The sequence below is a fragment of the Shewanella sp. POL2 genome (genome assembly GCF_000282755.1).
Classification (GTDB): domain Bacteria; phylum Pseudomonadota; class Gammaproteobacteria; order Enterobacterales; family Shewanellaceae; genus Shewanella; species Shewanella xiamenensis.
Map to the genome: position 1 here is coordinate 19,124 of NZ_AKZL01000047.1, position 17,581 is coordinate 36,704.

Below are 17,581 nucleotides of genomic sequence, written 5' to 3' on the forward strand. Positions count from 1 at the left end.
CCGTATGTCGGATGTAACCCCGCTAGACTGCCAAATTTGGCATTGGTGTGATATGAGCTATGGGCAAAACAAAGTGCTTTGCCTTGAGCTTCAAGATAATTGTCAGGTAAATGTGAATCTATTACTGCTAGCGCAGTATTTAGATCTCACCAGTGATGTGGCGGGGCCACGGGAATATTCAACCGAGCAATGGCAGCAACTCGTCAATGCAGTACGGGAATGGGATGAAAAGTTTCTCACCCCCTATCGCCGTTTGCGTCGTCTCGCCAAAGCCAGCCTGAATGCAGCAGAATATCAGCAAATGCTCGATGTTGAGTTGATGATGGAACGCAAGGCGCAGCGTACTATTTTACATGCCGTCAATGATTTATCGCCTAGCGGTCAACAAACCAATCTCGTGAGTTACCTCGCGCTATTTGGTTTATCCGCTGCGGATGTTATTGCGCTAGCTCTTATCGCACCTTAACTGGCCTCACGCACAGCTTACTTAACCTGAACTCGGGATAACGAGTGTCGGAAAAATCTAAATTTAACAATCAAAATCAATGCTATAAATGATTTTTTTGAAAAAAGAATCTTTTTTCTGACTGAATGCGCAGATTTTTGCGCATATCAAGGCGCTCTGTCGTATGCCATAGCGAGCTATGGTTAGACAGAGCAACGCAGAGAGGCCCGAAAAGATGCCTATTCAGCGGCTCTACTTATCCCGAGCTCAGGTTTACTTAGTGCGAGCTTGAGGATAACGCTGGCAGTTATCCTCAATGTTAAGCCAGCTCAACTGCTGCTCAGTATAAATATGGTAATTAGGCTGCACTGAATTTGGATCATCTAAGCTGGCGATCGTTAGGGTGAGATAATCGGGATACTCAGTGTGCCTAAAGGTCAGTGAGCAGCCACATTGGGCGCAAAATCCGCGTATTACAAATTCCGATGAGGCAAACTCAGTTACGTTACCCTTAAGCCATGTCACCTGCGACACGTTAAAATCCATCCAAGCACCAAAGGCTGCCCCAATACTCTTTTGGCACATGCGGCAGTGACAATAATCCGCATCGAAGGGCTTGCCCTCAATCCGATAACGAATCGCTCCACATAAACAGCCGCCCTCTTGCAAGATCTTAGACATACCCATTAACCCTCATCAAACAGAGCAAAAACCTAATACATTAAGTTACATTGATGATCTTGTGTAACTGGCCAGTCAAGACAGCTCATTACGCATCAATTTCTTGCTGCAATTTTTCCAGCTCATCCAAAATATGCAGAAATTTTTGGCCAAACTCCGTCACTTGATATTCGACCCTCGGTGGTAATTCGTTATAAATGACCTTATCTAAAATGCCAAATTCAATATTCTTTTTTAAACATTGATTCAATACCTTAGTCGAAAGTCCCTCGACTGAGCGCACCATTTCTCCAGGCCTTTGGATCCCATTGGCCAACAACTGATAAACCGTTAATGACCATTTGCAACCATAAATCGTCTCGACCATTCGGGCTGAGCGCTCAGGCGGCGATTTACGTGAAATAATTTTTTCATTGTTATTCATAAAGATGTACCAAAAAGTACCTGCCTAACCAATTTGTACTTACTGTTCATATAGTTATTGAGTTCATAAGATTACCACCTTGATAATACATAGGAGTAGCAAATGCAATTTAATACCTCAAATCTGGCCATTATTATTGGCGGTAGCAGCGGCATCGGTTTTGAAACCGCTAAACAACTGGTCAAGCAAGGTGTATCAGTGCTTATCGTGGGTAATCAACAAGAAAAACTCACCGCCGCCGTCGCTGCACTCAAACAGGAAAATACAATCCCCGAGTTACAGGTCGAGGGGTTTCAAGCCAACCTTTACCAAGCAGCGGATCTTAATCGACTCATTACACACATCAACCAACTCGAGCATAAGGTCGGCTATCTCGTCAATGCGGCGGGGTATTTCCATCCCAAATCCTTTATTGACCACACTGAAGCCGATTACGAACTGTATATGGGGTTAAATAAAGCGCTGTTCAGGATTACCCAAGCCGTGACCCACAAGATGATCGATGCGGACGGTGGTAGTATAGTGAACATAGGGTCGATGTGGGCAAAACAAGCGGTTAAAGCCACGCCTTCGTCGGCGTATTCGATGGCCAAAGCCGGGTTACACGCATTAACCCAACACTTAGCGATGGAACTGGCGGACAAGCATATTCGCGTCAATGCGGTTTCACCTGCGGTGGTCAATACGCCAATCTATAACGCTTTTATTCCAAAGGAAGAGCGAGACCAAGTGCTTGCAAGCTTTGATGCTTTTCATCCAATTGGACGAGTCGGCACTCCTGCCGATGTGGCAAATAGCGTGTGCTTTTTGTTATCCAATGACACCAGCTGGGTAACAGGTGCAATTTGGGATGTTGATGGCGGCGTGATGGCAGGACGCAACTAAATTCGCGAGTTAATGCACTGCGAGCGACACATAACTAATCATTAGAAAAGGTTAAATCAGGTCTAACACTATGCTTAATATGAACTTTAGTGAACGTATCGTTATTGATACTGAGCAGCAACCTTGGTTGCCAAGCCCTGCTCAAGGGGTGTGGCGTAAACCACTGGAGCGGGAGGCTAAGGAATCAGGGCACACCACCAGCATAGTCAAATATGACGCGGGCTCGCAGTTTACGATCCACCAGCATCCGCAGGGCGAAGAAATCCTTGTGCTCGAAGGGGTATTTTCCGATGAAAACGGTGATTATCCCGCGGGTAGTTATCTTCGCCATCCCCCCGGGAGCCAACATGCTCCTTTTAGCCAAACAGGTTGCGTGATTTTCGTAAAACTTAACCAATTCGATCCGCGGGATCTCGAACTGATCAGAATGAATACTCAGCAGACACCATGGTTACCGGGTATTGGTGGCTTACAAGTCATGCCGTTACACGAGTTCGAGCACCAACATACCGCATTAGTGAAATGGCCTAAGGGAGAAAAATTTCAACCCCATCGGCATTTTGGTGGCGAAGAAATCTTAGTGTTATCGGGCAAGTTTCAAGATGAGCTAGGTGAATATCCGCGCCACACATGGATACGCAGCCCCCATATGAGCGGCCATTTTCCTTTTGTCGAAGAGGAAACCATTATCTTAGTAAAAACTGGCCATTTGCCTATCAGCCCGATTTAGCCCTATACAGCGGTGAATAGACCTTTATGCCGCATAAGTCTTAACAACTTACTTGTGCGGCTTAACGATTGTTGCTCATCCAAGGCTTAGTTACTTTCAGTTACATTGAGTTACAGTCAACTTTTGCCATCGGTGAGCTTTTGCGCCAGTGCGGTGGCATTGCGAGCGGTAATACCATAAATCGACAACTGTGGGTTTGCACCTAAGCTAGTCGGGAAGATAGAACCGTCCATCACCGATAGATTATCCAAATAATGTGACTGCCCATAGCTATTGACCATAGAGAGCTTTTCATCTTCGCCGAATGGACAGCCACCCATCACATGGGCCGAGGCCACCACCGTCTTTAGCGGCGCTAAGTCCATTTGGGCTATGCTCTCTTTCGCTTCCTTCCATGACGACAAATAGGGCATACCATCGCTGATAGGCAGCACTTTTAATGCGCCTGCAGAAAATTGCAATTCGGCCATGCTGGCATAGGCTCGCCGCGCTGCCCGCCAAAAAGCGTCGGTTAAGGGATAATCTAACGTAAAGCCTGTTGGGGTTAAATGCACTTGCCCGCCTTGACTGTCGGGATGATAACCGTCGCGAACCAAGGCGATAGTCACCTGCAACTGATTAAACTGCGCCATCAACTCAGCATGGCTTAATCCATAACCTATGGTCTTAGAGGCGATCAAAATCGGATGCACTGGCGGCACTTCGAGCTTGTAACCTAACTCGCCATCTGCGCCATTTTTCCAAACAAACTCATCGGAATAGATAGATTGAGGTGCGCCGCTGTGGGCATTAATCGCATCGGCAAATACGCCGCCAGAAAGCACAGTGGGATGTAAAAAGGTTCGTTTGCCCAATAACTGGTAGGGATCGGGCACCTCAGAGCGCATCATTAAGGTCGGCGTGTGGATAGCGCCAGCGCTCAAAATATAGTGTTTGGCTTTAAACAGCAGCTCAACCGCAGTCGGCCTTAAATTAACGTCGAGCGCCTGTGCCTTGAGGGCAAAGACTTGGCCATTATGATGTTCAATCTTAACGACTTTGGCACGGCTAATCAGCTGTGCGCCTTTCTCTAATGCACTCGGAATTGTCGTGACTAGCATCGACTGTTTGGCATTGACTGGGCAGCCCATCCCGCAATAGCCAGTATTCCAGCAGCCCGCCACATTGCGTTTAATGACGGTATAATCCCAACCTAGATTGATACAGCCTTGCTTGAGTGCACCGTTATTGCGGTTAGGTTCATAATTCCATTCGTGGATATTGAGCCGCTGCTCCATCTGCTCGAACCAAGGCGCGAGGGTTTCAGGATCGAGTCCGGCTACCGATTTATGCTGTGCCCAAAAGGCTAAGGCTTCCTTTGGTGTACGAATGGAGGTGGTCCAATTGATGGTCGTCGAGCCCCCCACGGCGCGACCTTGGAAAATACCAATCGCTTTATCGGCGGTTTTCATCGCCGCCGCCTGTTGATACAAATTCGGGTAAGCAACCCGCTCCTCCATATTAAAATCGCTGGAGGATTTAAGCGGCCCCGCTTCAATCATGATCACACTGAGCCCAGCTTGGGTGAGGATCTCTGCCGCTACGCCGCCGCCTGCGCCCGTGCCCACAATCACCACATCGGCTTCAAATTGTTGGTTTTCTTGCAGCTGACTGGCATCGGTATGTAACCAACCGGAATTTAAGCCTGTCACTATGGGATCTATGATTGCCACTTGGAACACTCCATCTTCACATTATTGTTATTATTAGAAATTCGACCTATTTGAACAACTCAGGCTTGGCGTAGTGGAGTCGGCTCCAATGCTCAGGACAAGCGTAATAACTGGCCATCACTAATTCTCGCAGGCCTAAATAAGCCGTTTGCAATAACGCAAAGTAGCTGTGGCGCCAAGTCTCGAGCATTTGGGTCAACTCGGCGGGAGAGCGCATTAACAGTGGCGTCATGCTTGAGGTAAGTAGCAATAATCCAAGGCGATTCTCGAGCATATCGAGTAGTTCAAATAACTCGGACTGCTGTTCATCTGGCAACACAGCGATCGATTGATTAATGGCATCTAAGGTGCGATTTTGCGCCGCCACCTTATGGGTTGCCACATCAGGCAAAGCCCCATCAAGCATCACAGGCAACAGCACACTGAATAGTAAGCGGTAGTCTTTCCCCTCGCCTTCATCGGGTAGACTAAATTCGGGAGAATAAAGATTCACCCCTAGGGCTATCGCCGCCGTACCAGCAAACGCGCCCAGTAAAAAGGTTCGTCTATTCATCAATGTCTCCCCAAGACGCTTAGTGTTAAATTACTGTGCTACAATGACCGCGAACCTAAATTAAACACACGTTTTAATTTTCAGCAATAGTTGATGCCAAGATAAGATCCCATGCCAAACGCTTTTACACCGCCTTGGTGGGCCAAAAGTCCCCATGTACAAACCATTTTGCCCGTATTCACTAAAGTGGCCAAACCTGTGCTTAAGCGACAGCGACTCGAGCTTCCCGATGGCGATTTTATCGATTTAGATTGGCAAGCTAGGCCAGAAATCGGTAAACCCATTGTGGTTATCATTCATGGATTAGAGGGTAGTGCCCAGTCCCATTATGCCAGACGCATTCTGCAAGCCTGTAAAGAACAAGAGTTAGCCGCCGTGGTTCACCATCATAGAAGCTGCTCAGGTGAAGCCAATCGTCTCGCCCGCAGTTACCACAGTGGCGACACCGACGATTTGCAGTTTAGCCTAAGCCAGCTGCAACAAACCTATCCGCAATCACCTTTATTGGCAGTAGGTTACAGCTTAGGCGGCAATGTATTGACCAAATATCAAGGCGAATATCAAGAGCACAGCCTGTTGAGTCGCGCTGTAGTCGTGTCGGCGCCGCTGCAATTATCGGCCTGTGCAAAACGCTTAGAGAATGGTTTTTCAAAGGTGTATCAAAGCCATTTAATCAAGCAGTTACAATATAAGGTCAATCAAAAGCTTAATCATCCAGAGCTTGCTGGCACTATGACCTTGACCCCAATCCAAGTGGCTAATCTCAATACTTTTTATGACTTTGACGATAAAGTCACCGCCCCGCTCCATGGATTTTTAGGTGTAGAAGATTACTATACCCGCGCCAGCGGCTTACCCTTTGTTAGCCGAATCACTAAGCCTACGCTAATTATGCATGCCAAGGACGATCCCTTTATGACGGATGAGGTCATCCCGCATCCCAGCCAGCTTTCCGAACATGTGGAATATGAGTTACATGCCCATGGCGGCCATGTTGGTTTTATCGAAGGCGGCACGCCATGGAAGCCACGCTATTATTTAGAGCGGCGCATTTTAGACTTTTTACTCGCCAATGATGCGTCATCGGCACCTTAAGGAACCCGAATGCTTATCCCCTATGATGCCTTACTCCAACTCCCCAAAGAGACCTTAGTCAATTTGATCCGCGAATATTTGTTAGGGCAAGTGGAAGATGGAAGTTTTACTAGCCTAGATGAGCAAGAACTATCAGGCGCAATAGTGCAATGCCAACAAGCACTTAAACAAGGTAAACTTGTCTTAGAATACAGTGAAGAGGATGAGTCCTTTGCCATTCGTCACGCTGACCAAGTGGCCAAACGGCAAGATTGACCACTAGTATCCCTGTGCCGTATAAATAGCTTATACGGTTTATCGCTCCCACTGAGCGGCTCTTTATGGTGCCTAGGTAGAAAACATGTCAGCAAAACATCCAATTATTGCAGTTACAGGCTCATCTGGGGCAGGAACCACCACAACCACCACCGCCTTTAGTCATATTTTTCGCCAACTTGGAATCAATGCCGCCTTTGTAGAAGGGGATAGTTTTCATCACTATACCCGTGCAGAGATGGAAGTGATGATCCGTAAATCCCAAGCCGAGAATCGTAACCTGAGCTATTTTGGCCCCGAGGCCAATAACTTTGCCCGCCTAGAACAATGCTTTCGCGATTATGGCGCCACTGGCCAAGGTGAAACCCGCAGCTACTTACACACCTTTGACGAAGCTGTGCCATTTAACCAAATGCCTGGCACCTTCACCCAATGGCGTCCACTGCCTGAAAACACCGATATGTTGTATTACGAAGGCTTACATGGTGGCGTAGTCACGGGCGATGCCAATGTGGCCCAGCATGTGGATTTGCTGATCGGCATGGTGCCTATCGTCAACTTAGAGTGGATCCAAAAGATCATTCGCGATACATCGGAGCGTGGCCATAGCCGCGAAAAAGTCATGGGCTCAATCGTCCGCAGCATGGACGATTATATTAAGCATATGACGCCGCAATTTTCGCGCACCCATATCAACTTCCAACGGGTGCCGACGGTAGATACCTCTAACCCCTTTAGCGCCAAAGATATTCCAAGCCTAGATGAAAGCTTTGTGGTGATCCGTTTTCGCGGCATCAACAACGTCGACTTCCCCTATTATTTGAGCATGATCCAAGGCTCCTTTATGTCACGGGTTAACACCTTGGTGGTGCCGGGTGGCAAAATGTCCCTCGCAATGGAGCTGATCCTTACACCGCTGATTAAAGATTTGATGGAAAAACGCCAACAGCTTAATAGTCCGCAGGCGAACTGAGATAGCGTTAACGTTTGACTAAAGGCTAATGAAATAAAGCCTTTTTGAGCAATAGATTAAGTTTGATTTAAGCCATTGAAGTTAATCTTATTGGCATCGGGATTTCAGGCGAAAGAACGATAGTTGGCATACTCTTGGGAGTTAATTCCCCCATCTTGATCTGTTGATTCCCTTGGGTATGCCAGCAACCTCATCTTGCTGTTAATTCCACATCTATGCTTGCTCTGTTGATTCCCTTAGGTATGTTAGCATCGCTGAACCAAATAGGTTCTAGGTTCTAGGTTCTAGGTTCTAGGTTCTAGCAGCGAAGCGCTCTCGCAGTTGCGAAGCAACGCCCTAGATTCTAGCAACGTTTTTGCTGCGCCCTAGCAAGCCAGATTTTTATACATCACCATACATTCCAAGGCGATACCGCGGGGTGAGCAATAGATAGATTCTTCCTCAAAACCTTCACCGCCGAAACCGTAGTGGCGATAAAACCCCACGGCATTGAGGGTAGATTCTAATCGCAATTGGGCGATGCCTAAGTTAAAGGCTTTTGTTTCAATAAATTGCAGTAACGACTTGCCGACACCTAAGCCCATCGCCTCGGGAGCAACGAACAGCGCCTCGACCTGAGCATAGGGTTCATCCAGCATAATGGTACCAACCAAAGTGCCTTCTTGAGTCTCATCATCAAGGATTTCAGCCACATAAAAATGCGCGCCCACCATACGACGAAAAGATTCGGTCAATTCGCCCTGCATCCAAATCTGCAAGTCATCTTGAGCATAAAATCCGGCGCAGCCTTTATTAATCGCCGCATTGCGAATATCCCAGCAAGCCTTAGCATCTAATTGCGTTGCTTTACGTATCCTTAGCATAGTCATCCCGATAAATAGCCCTAGCTGTGGCCATAACCATAGCCAACCGCTAATACGCTGAATCATAAAATAAACATATAAAGACTCATACTGCCCACGCTTTAATTTTATGCAATAAAAAACCGCCCGAAGGCGGTTTTAATACAATAAGAAGCTTTACTTGCAAGCTTAGCCGCAAAAGCAAACTCAGTCGCGAAAGCAAACTTAGCCTTTAATCAGCTCGCTGATGGTCAGCACGCCGTGGGTGGTCGCGCCAGCGCCCCATAGTGCAGAAGCAGAATCTTCGAAGGCGGCCGCTAAATCCACGTGTAACCACTTGGCTTCTGGCGAAACAAAACGCCACAGGAAGCCGGCCGCATTCGAGGCACCGCCCGCACCACCACCTTTCACTGGGCGGCTGTTTGCCGTGTCAGCATAGGCCGATGGACACATATCTTTATGCCAAGGATCCAGTGGCAATGGCCATACACGCTCAGCTACTGTCGAGGCTTTTTGTTGCGCCAGTTGTAACACTTCTGTCTGTGGCGAAAAAATCGCGTTGTAGTTAGAGCCCACCGCCATCACAGCTGCGCCAGTTAAGGTTGCTGCATCGATAATAAAAGGAGCACCCGTCGCAGAAGCCGCTTGCAGACCATCGGCCAGCACTAAACGCCCTTCGGCATCGGTGTTAACCACTTCAACTGTGACGCCATTTTTGTAGGTGAGGATATCACCCAGCTTATAGGCACGGCCGCTGATCAGGTTTTCAGCGCAGCAGAGGAATAACTTAACGCGTTTATTCAGGCCCGATTTAATCGCCAAACCTAAAGCGGCAGTAACAGTGGCGGCGCCGCCCATATCACACTTCATGCCCAGCATGCCTTCAGAAGCTTTAATGCTGTAACCGCCTGAGTCGAAGGTAATCCCTTTACCGACCAAGGCAACAGATACTGGAGCATCGGCTGACAGCGGGTTAAAGTCTAGCTCTAACATCGCAGGTGGACGCTCACTGCCGCGACCTACAGCATGAATACCAATCCATTGCTCTGCTAATAATGCTTCACCTTCAATAATACGGTAACTGACCTTGGCACCACCGAGTTCGGCTAACCATTTGGCCGCTTGCTGCGCCAATTTCACTGGCGACAGATTTTCAGGAGTATCGTTGATCAGTTGACGGGCAAATGTCGCGACTTCTAAGCGACATTGTAACTCGGCTTGCACAACTTCATCGCCGCACCATTGGATCTTGTAACCGGGTTTGGCTGTGGCAAAACCTTGGGCGAAGACCCATTGGCTATTTAGATCCCAAAGAGAACCCACCAATGCGACGGTATTAATCCCTTGATTACGTAATTTACGCGCCGCCATTTGAATTTGGCGTAACTCATCGCCGCCACCTAAGTGGACTAATGCGCCTTCGCCATTGAAGGTCACATCGGCTTTGCCCCAATGGGCTGCTGGGGTATCTTTGGTTAACTCAACTCTCATCACTTCAGTCACTTTACGTTCACTCATGAGGGGTCCTTATTTTAATTTGTTCTTGCTCTTATACCCATGCAAGTTGAGGTGAGACGTCCTGCATCCTCAGGCTTTTGGGGTACACACAATACAACGGGGTTGGCGGCAGTTTACTGCTAGCAGGCAAGGACTGAAAGCCATCGGCCTAAGTTACCGAGGTAAAATCTGTAAACATTTGCGAAATTTGTTAGTCTTTGGAGCCAGAATCAACTAGCTACAGGGATCACATGCACTTTACTCCAGCACTGAAATCGGGAAAGCTACTTAAGCGCTACAAACGCTTTCTCGCCGATATTCAACTCGAAGACGGCAGTGAAATCACCCTGCATTGCCCCAATACCGGTTCAATGCGTAACTGCCTGTTCCCCGGTGAAACTGTGTGGTTTTCCACCTCAAGCAACCCTAAGCGCAAATATGCCAACACATGGGAGTTAATGACTACACCAACAGGTGGCCTTATTGGTATTCATTCGGGCAATGCCAATGCCCTAGTCGAGGAGGCACTTAATAAAGGTATTATCACTGAACTTAAAGGTTACGACAGCTTAAGTCGCGAAGTGAAGTACGGAGATGAAAATAGCCGTATCGATATCTTGCTGGAAGCTGCTCAAAAACCCGCCTGCTATATAGAAGTCAAAAGTTGTACTTTGCTTGAAGATGGACAAGGTTATTTCCCCGATGCAGTGAGTCTTCGCGGCCAAAAACATCTGCGGGAATTAATGCACATGGCCAGCCTTGGGTACAGAGCCGTCTTGCTATTTGTGGTGCAACATACTGACATTATGAGTGTTGCACCAGCGGCACACATTGACCCTGAGTATTCTAACCTATTGAAAAAAGCTATTTTATCAGGTGTAGAAGTACTAGCGTATCGCTGCGAAATATCCCCAGATGAGATACATCTGGCCCAATCATGCCCAGTCCGAGTATGATGTTAAGATTGAGTAAAATACTTTTTCATTTCAATTAGCGAAGGCAGTCAAAAAATTCTGTCAAGGTGAAACGAAAAATTTGCCTCGTTGTAAAGATTCTGATATAGATAGCGGCCGTTCTTAAGGACGCCCTACAAACGCAAATGATGACAGGAGATGCGTTATGCCTGAAGGCACCAAAAAACTTGGCGTACTCGCTATCGCAGGTGTAAGTCCCTACCAGGAAAAACCCGGTGAGGAGTATATGAACGCTAAGCAACTGGGTCACTTCAAGATCATTCTTGAAGCTTGGCGCAATCAGTTGCGTGAGGAGGTCGACCGTACTCTGAGTCATATGCAGGATGAAGCAGCAAACTTTCCCGATCCTGTAGACCGTGCAGCGCAGGAAGAAGAGTTCAGTCTCGAATTACGTGCGCGTGACAGAGAACGTAAACTGATCAAGAAGATCGAAAAAACTCTCCAGAAAATCGAAGAAGACGATTTTGGCTTCTGCGATTCTTGCGGTATCGAAATCGGCATTCGCCGTCTCGAAGCGCGTCCAACAGCCGATCAATGTATCGACTGTAAAACGCTTGCAGAGATCAAAGAGAAGCAAATGGCGGGTTAATCGGCCATCCTAGGCGGGGAGTTCCCCGCCTACTTGTTTGTGCATCTTGCATAAACATCCTCTCGTTTCACTTCGCTTTTTTGTTAGTATCCCCCTAAAATACAGCCACTTTGACTGGTTATTCCTGCAAATTCCTATGATGGCGACTCACTCTTGCAACACTTCCGCTTTACATCCTTATGTTGGCCGTTTTGCGCCTTCGCCTTCAGGAGCATTGCATTTTGGCTCGCTAATCGCCGCCCTTGGCAGTTATCTGCGGGCGCGCTCAGAGGGAGGAAAGTGGTTAATACGCGTTGAGGATATTGATCCACCTAGGGAAGTTGCAGGCGCCGCCGATGATATTTTACGCACCTTAGAGGCTTATGGTTTCGAATGGGACGATGCGGTGCTGTACCAGAGTGCGCGCACCGAGGCCTATCAGGCCAAACTTGATGAGTTACTCGCCGAGGATAACGCCTACTTTTGCCAGTGCAGTCGCAAACAAATTCAAGCCATGGGTGGAATTTATGATGGCCGCTGCCATCGGTTAGCCACGCCACATCACAGTGGTGCGATTCGGCTAGTTAATCGCGCTCAAGTGGCCGAGTTTACCGATAACCTGATGGGAAAAGTGATTGTAGATAGGGCCTTTGCTGCTGAAGATTTTATTATCAAACGTAGTGATGGACTTTATGCCTATCAACTCGCCGTAGTGCTGGATGACGCCTACCAAGGCATTACCGAGGTGGTGCGGGGCTACGATTTAATCGAAGCCAGTTGTCGCCAATTAAGCCTATATCAAACCTTTGGTCTAACCGCGCCGCAGTGGTTGCACTTACCGCTCGCCAGTTTAAGTCCGGGTTTTAAGCTGTCAAAACAAAATCACGCGCAGGCTATCGATAAACAGCATCCGCAAGCGAGTCTCAATGCAGCCCTCGCCTTTTTGGGCCAAGCACCGGTAGAGCTCACAACTGCGCCGCAAATGCTGGCCCAGGCAGTGGCCCAGTTTCAATTGTCGGCAATCCCTAAACAGCGGGAAATCCTGATCGCCCCTTAAAGCCTGACGGGCAAGTTCTCGACCTAAAAGCATCATGTTATCAGCGCTAAGTCGTGGCATAGCTCAAAAATCGCGATATACCCATCGGGACGCAATTGGTATATCATAGCCGCCAGATTTTTAATCACATAACAGATACATTCCGAGGTGTCCCATTTTTCGCCGTATTAGCCAATTCTGCAAGCAGCTATTTGAAGACGCGCCTAAAACGACCGCTCCAACTCCAGCTCAGATTGAACCCCAAACGCCCGAACTCACATCTGGCGGCTTAAGCTTGGCGATCGTGCCTCGGGATGCGCACACCATTTCCCGCAAGCAGATCAGTGAAAATGCGCTTAAGGTACTATATCGACTGAATAAAGCTGGTTTCCAAGCCTATTTAGTGGGCGGGGGTGTACGGGATTTGCTCCTTGGGCTTGAACCGAAAGACTTTGACGTGGTTACCAATGCGACGCCGGAAGAAATCAAAAAACTGTTCCGTAATTGCCGTGTTGTTGGTCGTCGATTCCGCCTTGCCCATATTGTGTTTGGCCGCGATGTGATTGAAGTGGCGACTTTCCGTGGCCACCACGGTGAAAGCAACGAAAAAATATCTAAAGCTAATGCCGAAGGACGTTTACTTAGGGATAACGTATATGGAGAAATCGATGAAGACGCAGAGCGCCGCGATTTTACCGTTAACGCCCTTTACTACGATATTAGCGACTACTCTATCCGCAGTTATGGCGGTGGGATGGAAGATCTTAAGGCTGGAACCTTAAGACTGATTGGCGATCCCGAAACCCGTTACCGCGAAGATCCAGTGCGTATGCTCAGAGCCGTGCGTTTTGCCACTAAGCTCAGCATGACAATTGATGAAGTAACTGCTAAACCAATCAAACAGTTAGCACCACTGCTCAAAGATATTCCTGCCGCCCGCATGTATGAAGAAGTGCTCAAACTCTTCTTCGCAGGCAAAGCCATGGCAAACTTTGAAATGATGCAGGAATATAAACTGTTTGCGCCCCTATTTCCTCAGGTTGACGCCCTATTAAAAGAAGCGCCTAAAGGTCCGGCAATGAAGATGGTGCAAGCCATCATGAAGAGTACGGATGATCGCGTTAATGAAGATAAGCCCGTCACGCCATCGTTTTTCTATGCGGCGATTCTCTGGTATCCACTGCGCCAACGCGCCGAAGATATTGCCGTTGAAAGTGGCCTTACTTTATACGATGCCTTTTTCGCCGCAATGGGCGATGTGATGGAACAACAATGCCAAACCATTAGCATTCCGCGCCGCTTTAGCACACCAGCCAAGGATATCTGGCAACTACAACTTCGCTTTGAGCGCAGCCAAGGCACGCGCGCCTTTAAACTGTTAGAGCATCCGAAGTTTAGAGCGGCATACGACTTACTGTTACTGCGTGGCGAAGTCGAAGGGGGCAATCTGGCCAAGAGTGCAGCCTGGTGGCAACAGTTTGTTGAAGCGGATGAAACCGAGCGTTTGGCGATTGCCCGCAGCGGTAATAAAGCCTCGAGCAGCCGTAATCGCAATTCACCTCAGCGTCGCCGTCGCCGCCCAAGTGCAGCCAAAGCCGAAGAATAATGACTCAAGTCTTTGTCGCCCTTGGAGCGAATCTTGAAGATCCCCAAGCACAGCTGGACAATGCCGTAGCGGCCTTGTCCACCTTGGCTGAAAATCAAAGTCTTAGGGTATCTCCCTATTACCGTTCAACGCCAATGGGTGAGGTTGTGCAACCTGACTATATCAATGCTGTCGCAGGCTTTGAAACTCAGCTGGCCCCGCTGGCCTTATTAGATGCACTGCAACACATTGAAAATACCCAAGGCCGTGTACGCCAAGAGCGTTGGGGGCCCAGAACATTAGATCTAGACTTACTCTTGTATGGCGACACCATTATCGATGAGCCCAGACTCAAAGTGCCGCACTACGGCATGAAGGAACGTAGCTTTGTGCTAGTTCCTTTAGCTGCCATTGCGCCCGATCTCGTGTTGCCCTGTAAAACGCCGCTACACAGCCTTATCAGTGAAAAATTCTTGGCCGAGTTACAACTACTGGGCAATGATCATTGAAGTCAGCCCCCAGTTAGCTTATAACACCACTTCCATTTGGTTTGAAGATCACCCATATGTCTAAAGTTACTAGCTCAACCCTGTTGAAATACAAACAGGAAGGTAGAAAATTCACCGCTCTGACAGCCTATGATGCCAGCTTTGCCAGCGCGTTCGACGGCGAAGGCATCGATGTGCTACTGGTCGGCGATTCTTTGGGAATGGTTCTGCAAGGCCACGATGATACGCTGCCCGTCACGACAGCCGAAATCGCCTATCACACTCGTTGTGTGCGTCGCGGTATCGAGCGATCACTGCTGATCGCAGACATGCCGTTTATGAGTTACGCCACGCCAGAACAAGCCATGGAAAACGCCACCGCACTCATGCAGGCGGGTGCCAATATGGTCAAGCTGGAAGGCGGTCACTGGTTACTCGAAACGGTTACTAAACTGACCGAGCGCGGTATTCCTGTCTGCGCCCACTTGGGCCTCACCCCGCAATCGGTACACGTTTTTGGCGGTTTTAAAGTGCAGGGCCGTGATGCTGAAAATGCCCAGCGCATTCTCGATGAAGCCAAAGCCTTAGAGGCGGCAGGCGCGCAGCTGTTAGTGGTTGAATGTATTCCAGCATCGCTTGCTACCGCCATTACTCAAGCATTAACTATCCCTGTAATTGGCATTGGCGCGGGCGCCAGCACCGATGGTCAGATTCTGGTGATGCACGACGTGCTCGGTATTTCGAGTGGTTATATTCCACGTTTTTCAAAGAACTACCTCAAGCAAACGGGCGAAATCCGCTCGGCGGTTCGCGCTTATATTGAAGAAGTGGCCAATGGCACCTTCCCGAGTGCAGATCACACGTTCAACTAAGCGTGCTAGCACTCATTAAGCTAAATAGTGCTAAGCACACAGACTACTCATTTTAGGTTTTAGCAAGGTAAGAGTTAATGATCACTAGCGCCCATATCGATGATATTCGTACTCAAGTGCGAGCATGGCGTGCAAAGGGCGAGACTGTCGCCTTTGTGCCGACCATGGGCAATCTCCATCAGGGACACATCACCTTAGTGAAAGAAGCGGCGAAGAAATGCGATCATGTAGTCGTGTCTATCTTCGTCAATCCCATGCAGTTTGGGCAAAATGAAGATCTCGATGCCTACCCGCGCACCTTAGAGGCCGATAGCCAAGCCTTAACCGCAGCGGGCGCCGAGCTGTTGTTTACCCCAACACCGGCGATTATTTACCCCAAAGGGTTAGCGCAGCAAACCTATGTTGAAGTACCGGGGATCTCCGATGTGCTCTGCGGTGCTAGTCGTCCCGGCCACTTCCGTGGCGTCGCGACCATCGTTTGTAAACTGTTCAACATAGTGCAGCCCGATGTCGCGTTTTTTGGCAACAAGGATTATCAACAACTGTTAGTGATCCGCACTATGGTTGAGGATTTGTCGCTGCCGATTGAAATAATTGGCATTGATACCATTCGTGAAGCCTCGGGTTTAGCCATGAGTTCACGCAATGGCTACCTGACGGCGGAAGAAAAAGCCGCAGCGCCCGCACTGAAAAAAGCGATTGATGCCATGGCACAAGGGATCAAGCAAGGCGTGAGTATCGAACAAGTCACCGCAGAAGCCAAAGCGAGCCTTATCGCCGCAGGCTTTACACCGGATTATTTAGAAGTTCGCCATGCCACCACGCTGGCCCATGCGGAAGCTACGGACCAAGCCCTGGTGATTTTGGCGGCCGCTTACTTAGGTAAAGCGCGTCTTATTGATAATCTGCGCTTTGATCGCTAAACATCTATTTAAGATTTGAGAAAAGGAGCTTAGGCTCCTTTTTTATTACCTCAGAACGCTGGTATTGCTGGCGTTCCAGTGAAGCGTCAAATAAATTCCAGTGTCAAAAAACTGGTTTTATTCTTTCACTTACGCCATAGTACTCACCAATGTTAACGTTAAGTAACATATGTTTATACTACATGGATTTATAACTGCTAAAGTTTAAAGGGAGATAAGTGAGACAACTCCATTTAACTCTAGCTTAATACCCATTGTGATAACTTCATTCATTGCGTATACAAAGGATTTGTCGTCGAATGGCAAGACTCATAGTGACTCTTATTTGTATGCTTTTGCCTCTCACGGCGCTCGCAAATACCGTCTATAAATGTCGCAAAGGCGATAAAGTCATCTTTAGCCAAATCGCCTGTCCGCAGGAATACAGTCAGCATAAAATTGAATATCAGTTGGGTATTAGCAACGAAATTGATTCGGATAAACGTGAAACCAAAGTAGACCCATTGCAAGCTTTGTTAAATAATCACTCCTTACCCCCAAAGAAACTGCTGCAATTACTCGACGGTGAAATCTATAGCCTAAAACAAGAGAATAGCTATTTTGAAATCCTAAGGGCCAGTGAATTACAGAAACTAGAACGGCAGCGATATTGGCAAAATAAAGACAAAAGTGATCCCGATTATTTAAAGCAACTGAGCAAGATTAATGATCATTTTGATAAACTCACCACAATCAATAGCCAACTTATACAGCAATTATCGGATAGAAAAACCCAAATAAATGCCGATGTAGAACACGAAGAACCCCAAAAAAATGACACGCATTAGTTGAGCATTAAACGTAAATGGTAACTACCGACTAAACAGCTAGTTTAGGGGTTGAAAGCAAAAAGGCGACCTTTCGGTCGCCTTCATTTTTAAGGACTAAATTAGAATTGTGCTACTACTGGTGCAGAACATAAGGTTCCAGTGGTTTCACATACTTGATAAGTCACACTTGATGCAGACGTAGTGAAGCGATCACGATAGTTGCCATCGTTCTCA

At 47.9% G+C, this 17,581-nt stretch carries 20 protein-coding genes; 14 read left to right on the forward strand and 6 right to left on the reverse strand.

Annotation, left to right across the window (positions count from 1 at the left end):
- Positions 1-4: 4 nt before the first annotated feature.
- A complete protein-coding gene (locus SHEWPOL2_RS13515; protein ID WP_037429030.1) occupies positions 5-466 on the forward strand; it encodes a DUF2390 domain-containing protein in 462 nt (153 codons plus the stop codon).
- A gap of 252 nt (positions 467-718) precedes the next feature.
- On the opposite strand, the gene SHEWPOL2_RS13520 is transcribed toward SHEWPOL2_RS13515, so the two are convergent.
- Together SHEWPOL2_RS13520 and SHEWPOL2_RS13525 are read right to left on the reverse strand one after the other, a co-directional pair.
- Positions 719-1,126 carry a GFA family protein gene (locus tag SHEWPOL2_RS13520; RefSeq protein WP_037429059.1) on the reverse strand — a complete coding sequence of 136 codons (408 nt, stop codon included), beginning with the start codon at positions 1,124-1,126 and terminating at the stop codon, positions 719-721.
- A gap of 88 nt (positions 1,127-1,214) precedes the next feature.
- Complete coding sequence (locus tag SHEWPOL2_RS13525; protein WP_037414574.1) at positions 1,215-1,550, reverse strand: helix-turn-helix domain-containing protein; 336 nt, start codon at positions 1,548-1,550, stop codon at positions 1,215-1,217.
- 102 nt (positions 1,551-1,652) lie between these two features.
- On the opposite strand from SHEWPOL2_RS13525, the gene SHEWPOL2_RS13530 reads away from it, so the two are divergent.
- Both SHEWPOL2_RS13530 and SHEWPOL2_RS13535 read left to right on the forward strand, forming a co-directional pair.
- The gene (locus SHEWPOL2_RS13530; protein WP_037429032.1) at positions 1,653-2,435 is read left to right on the forward strand and encodes an SDR family oxidoreductase; all 783 of its coding nucleotides are present in this window, start codon (positions 1,653-1,655) and stop codon (positions 2,433-2,435) included.
- Between the two features lie 70 nt (positions 2,436-2,505).
- The gene (locus tag SHEWPOL2_RS13535) at positions 2,506-3,165 is read left to right on the forward strand and encodes a cupin domain-containing protein (protein WP_037429035.1); all 660 of its coding nucleotides are present in this window, start codon (positions 2,506-2,508) and stop codon (positions 3,163-3,165) included.
- A 116-nt stretch (positions 3,166-3,281) separates the two neighbouring features.
- Here the strand turns inward: SHEWPOL2_RS13535 and SHEWPOL2_RS13540 are convergent, their stop codons facing one another.
- Both SHEWPOL2_RS13540 and SHEWPOL2_RS13545 read right to left on the reverse strand, forming a co-directional pair.
- On the reverse strand, positions 3,282-4,877 hold the full coding sequence (locus tag SHEWPOL2_RS13540; RefSeq protein WP_037429037.1) for a GMC family oxidoreductase: 1,596 nt from the start codon (positions 4,875-4,877) through the stop codon (positions 3,282-3,284).
- Between the two features lie 46 nt (positions 4,878-4,923).
- On the reverse strand, positions 4,924-5,430 hold the full coding sequence (locus SHEWPOL2_RS13545; protein WP_037414565.1) for a hypothetical protein: 507 nt from the start codon (positions 5,428-5,430) through the stop codon (positions 4,924-4,926).
- Positions 5,431-5,541: 111 nt separating this feature from the next.
- Here SHEWPOL2_RS13545 and SHEWPOL2_RS13550 point away from each other — a divergent pair, with 111 nt between their 5' ends.
- The 3 genes from SHEWPOL2_RS13550 to SHEWPOL2_RS13560 all read left to right on the forward strand — a co-directional run bounded on the left by SHEWPOL2_RS13550 (position 5,542) and on the right by SHEWPOL2_RS13560 (position 7,753).
- On the forward strand, positions 5,542-6,525 hold the full coding sequence (locus SHEWPOL2_RS13550) for a hydrolase (protein WP_037429040.1): 984 nt from the start codon (positions 5,542-5,544) through the stop codon (positions 6,523-6,525).
- Positions 6,526-6,534: 9 nt separating this feature from the next.
- The gene (locus SHEWPOL2_RS13555) at positions 6,535-6,780 is read left to right on the forward strand and encodes a YheU family protein (RefSeq protein WP_037429042.1); all 246 of its coding nucleotides are present in this window, start codon (positions 6,535-6,537) and stop codon (positions 6,778-6,780) included.
- 85 nt (positions 6,781-6,865) lie between these two features.
- Positions 6,866-7,753: a phosphoribulokinase gene (locus tag SHEWPOL2_RS13560; RefSeq protein WP_011071167.1), complete on the forward strand. Its 888-nt coding sequence runs from the start codon at positions 6,866-6,868 to the stop codon at positions 7,751-7,753.
- Between the two features lie 365 nt (positions 7,754-8,118).
- Here SHEWPOL2_RS13560 and SHEWPOL2_RS13565 read toward each other — a convergent pair whose 3' ends face one another.
- Together SHEWPOL2_RS13565 and pepB are read right to left on the reverse strand one after the other, a co-directional pair.
- The gene (locus SHEWPOL2_RS13565; protein WP_037429060.1) at positions 8,119-8,616 is read right to left on the reverse strand and encodes a GNAT family N-acetyltransferase; all 498 of its coding nucleotides are present in this window, start codon (positions 8,614-8,616) and stop codon (positions 8,119-8,121) included.
- Positions 8,617-8,820: 204 nt separating this feature from the next.
- Positions 8,821-10,113, reverse strand: a complete 1,293-nt coding sequence (gene pepB, locus SHEWPOL2_RS13570) for an aminopeptidase PepB (RefSeq protein WP_037429045.1) — start codon at positions 10,111-10,113, stop codon at positions 8,821-8,823.
- 230 nt (positions 10,114-10,343) lie between these two features.
- On the opposite strand from pepB, the gene sfsA reads away from it, so the two are divergent.
- From sfsA to SHEWPOL2_RS13610, 8 genes are all read left to right on the forward strand, one after another.
- A complete protein-coding gene (sfsA, locus tag SHEWPOL2_RS13575) occupies positions 10,344-11,048 on the forward strand; it encodes a DNA/RNA nuclease SfsA (RefSeq protein ID WP_037429048.1) in 705 nt (234 codons plus the stop codon).
- Between the two features lie 163 nt (positions 11,049-11,211).
- Positions 11,212-11,655 (forward strand): RNA polymerase-binding protein DksA, encoded by a 444-nt coding sequence (dksA, locus tag SHEWPOL2_RS13580; RefSeq protein WP_037414555.1) that lies wholly within the window; start codon positions 11,212-11,214, stop codon positions 11,653-11,655.
- Positions 11,656-11,794: 139 nt separating this feature from the next.
- Entirely contained in the window at positions 11,795-12,691 is an 897-nt protein-coding gene (gene gluQRS, locus SHEWPOL2_RS13585; RefSeq protein ID WP_037429063.1) for a tRNA glutamyl-Q(34) synthetase GluQRS, read from the forward strand.
- 283 nt (positions 12,692-12,974) lie between these two features.
- Positions 12,975-14,276, forward strand: coding sequence for a polynucleotide adenylyltransferase PcnB (locus tag SHEWPOL2_RS13590; RefSeq protein ID WP_037414638.1), 1,302 nt, complete (start codon positions 12,975-12,977; stop codon positions 14,274-14,276).
- Positions 14,276-14,764: a 2-amino-4-hydroxy-6-hydroxymethyldihydropteridine diphosphokinase gene (folK, locus tag SHEWPOL2_RS13595; protein ID WP_037429050.1), complete on the forward strand. Its 489-nt coding sequence runs from the start codon at positions 14,276-14,278 to the stop codon at positions 14,762-14,764. The genes SHEWPOL2_RS13590 and folK overlap by 1 nt, the downstream gene beginning before the upstream one ends.
- 56 nt (positions 14,765-14,820) lie before the next feature.
- A complete protein-coding gene (panB, locus tag SHEWPOL2_RS13600) occupies positions 14,821-15,615 on the forward strand; it encodes a 3-methyl-2-oxobutanoate hydroxymethyltransferase (RefSeq protein WP_037429053.1) in 795 nt (264 codons plus the stop codon).
- Between the two features lie 77 nt (positions 15,616-15,692).
- On the forward strand, positions 15,693-16,538 hold the full coding sequence (panC, locus tag SHEWPOL2_RS13605; RefSeq protein WP_037429055.1) for a pantoate--beta-alanine ligase: 846 nt from the start codon (positions 15,693-15,695) through the stop codon (positions 16,536-16,538).
- Between the two features lie 299 nt (positions 16,539-16,837).
- The gene (locus tag SHEWPOL2_RS13610) at positions 16,838-17,365 is read left to right on the forward strand and encodes a hypothetical protein (RefSeq protein WP_037414547.1); all 528 of its coding nucleotides are present in this window, start codon (positions 16,838-16,840) and stop codon (positions 17,363-17,365) included.
- Positions 17,366-17,581: the final 216 nt, after the last annotated feature.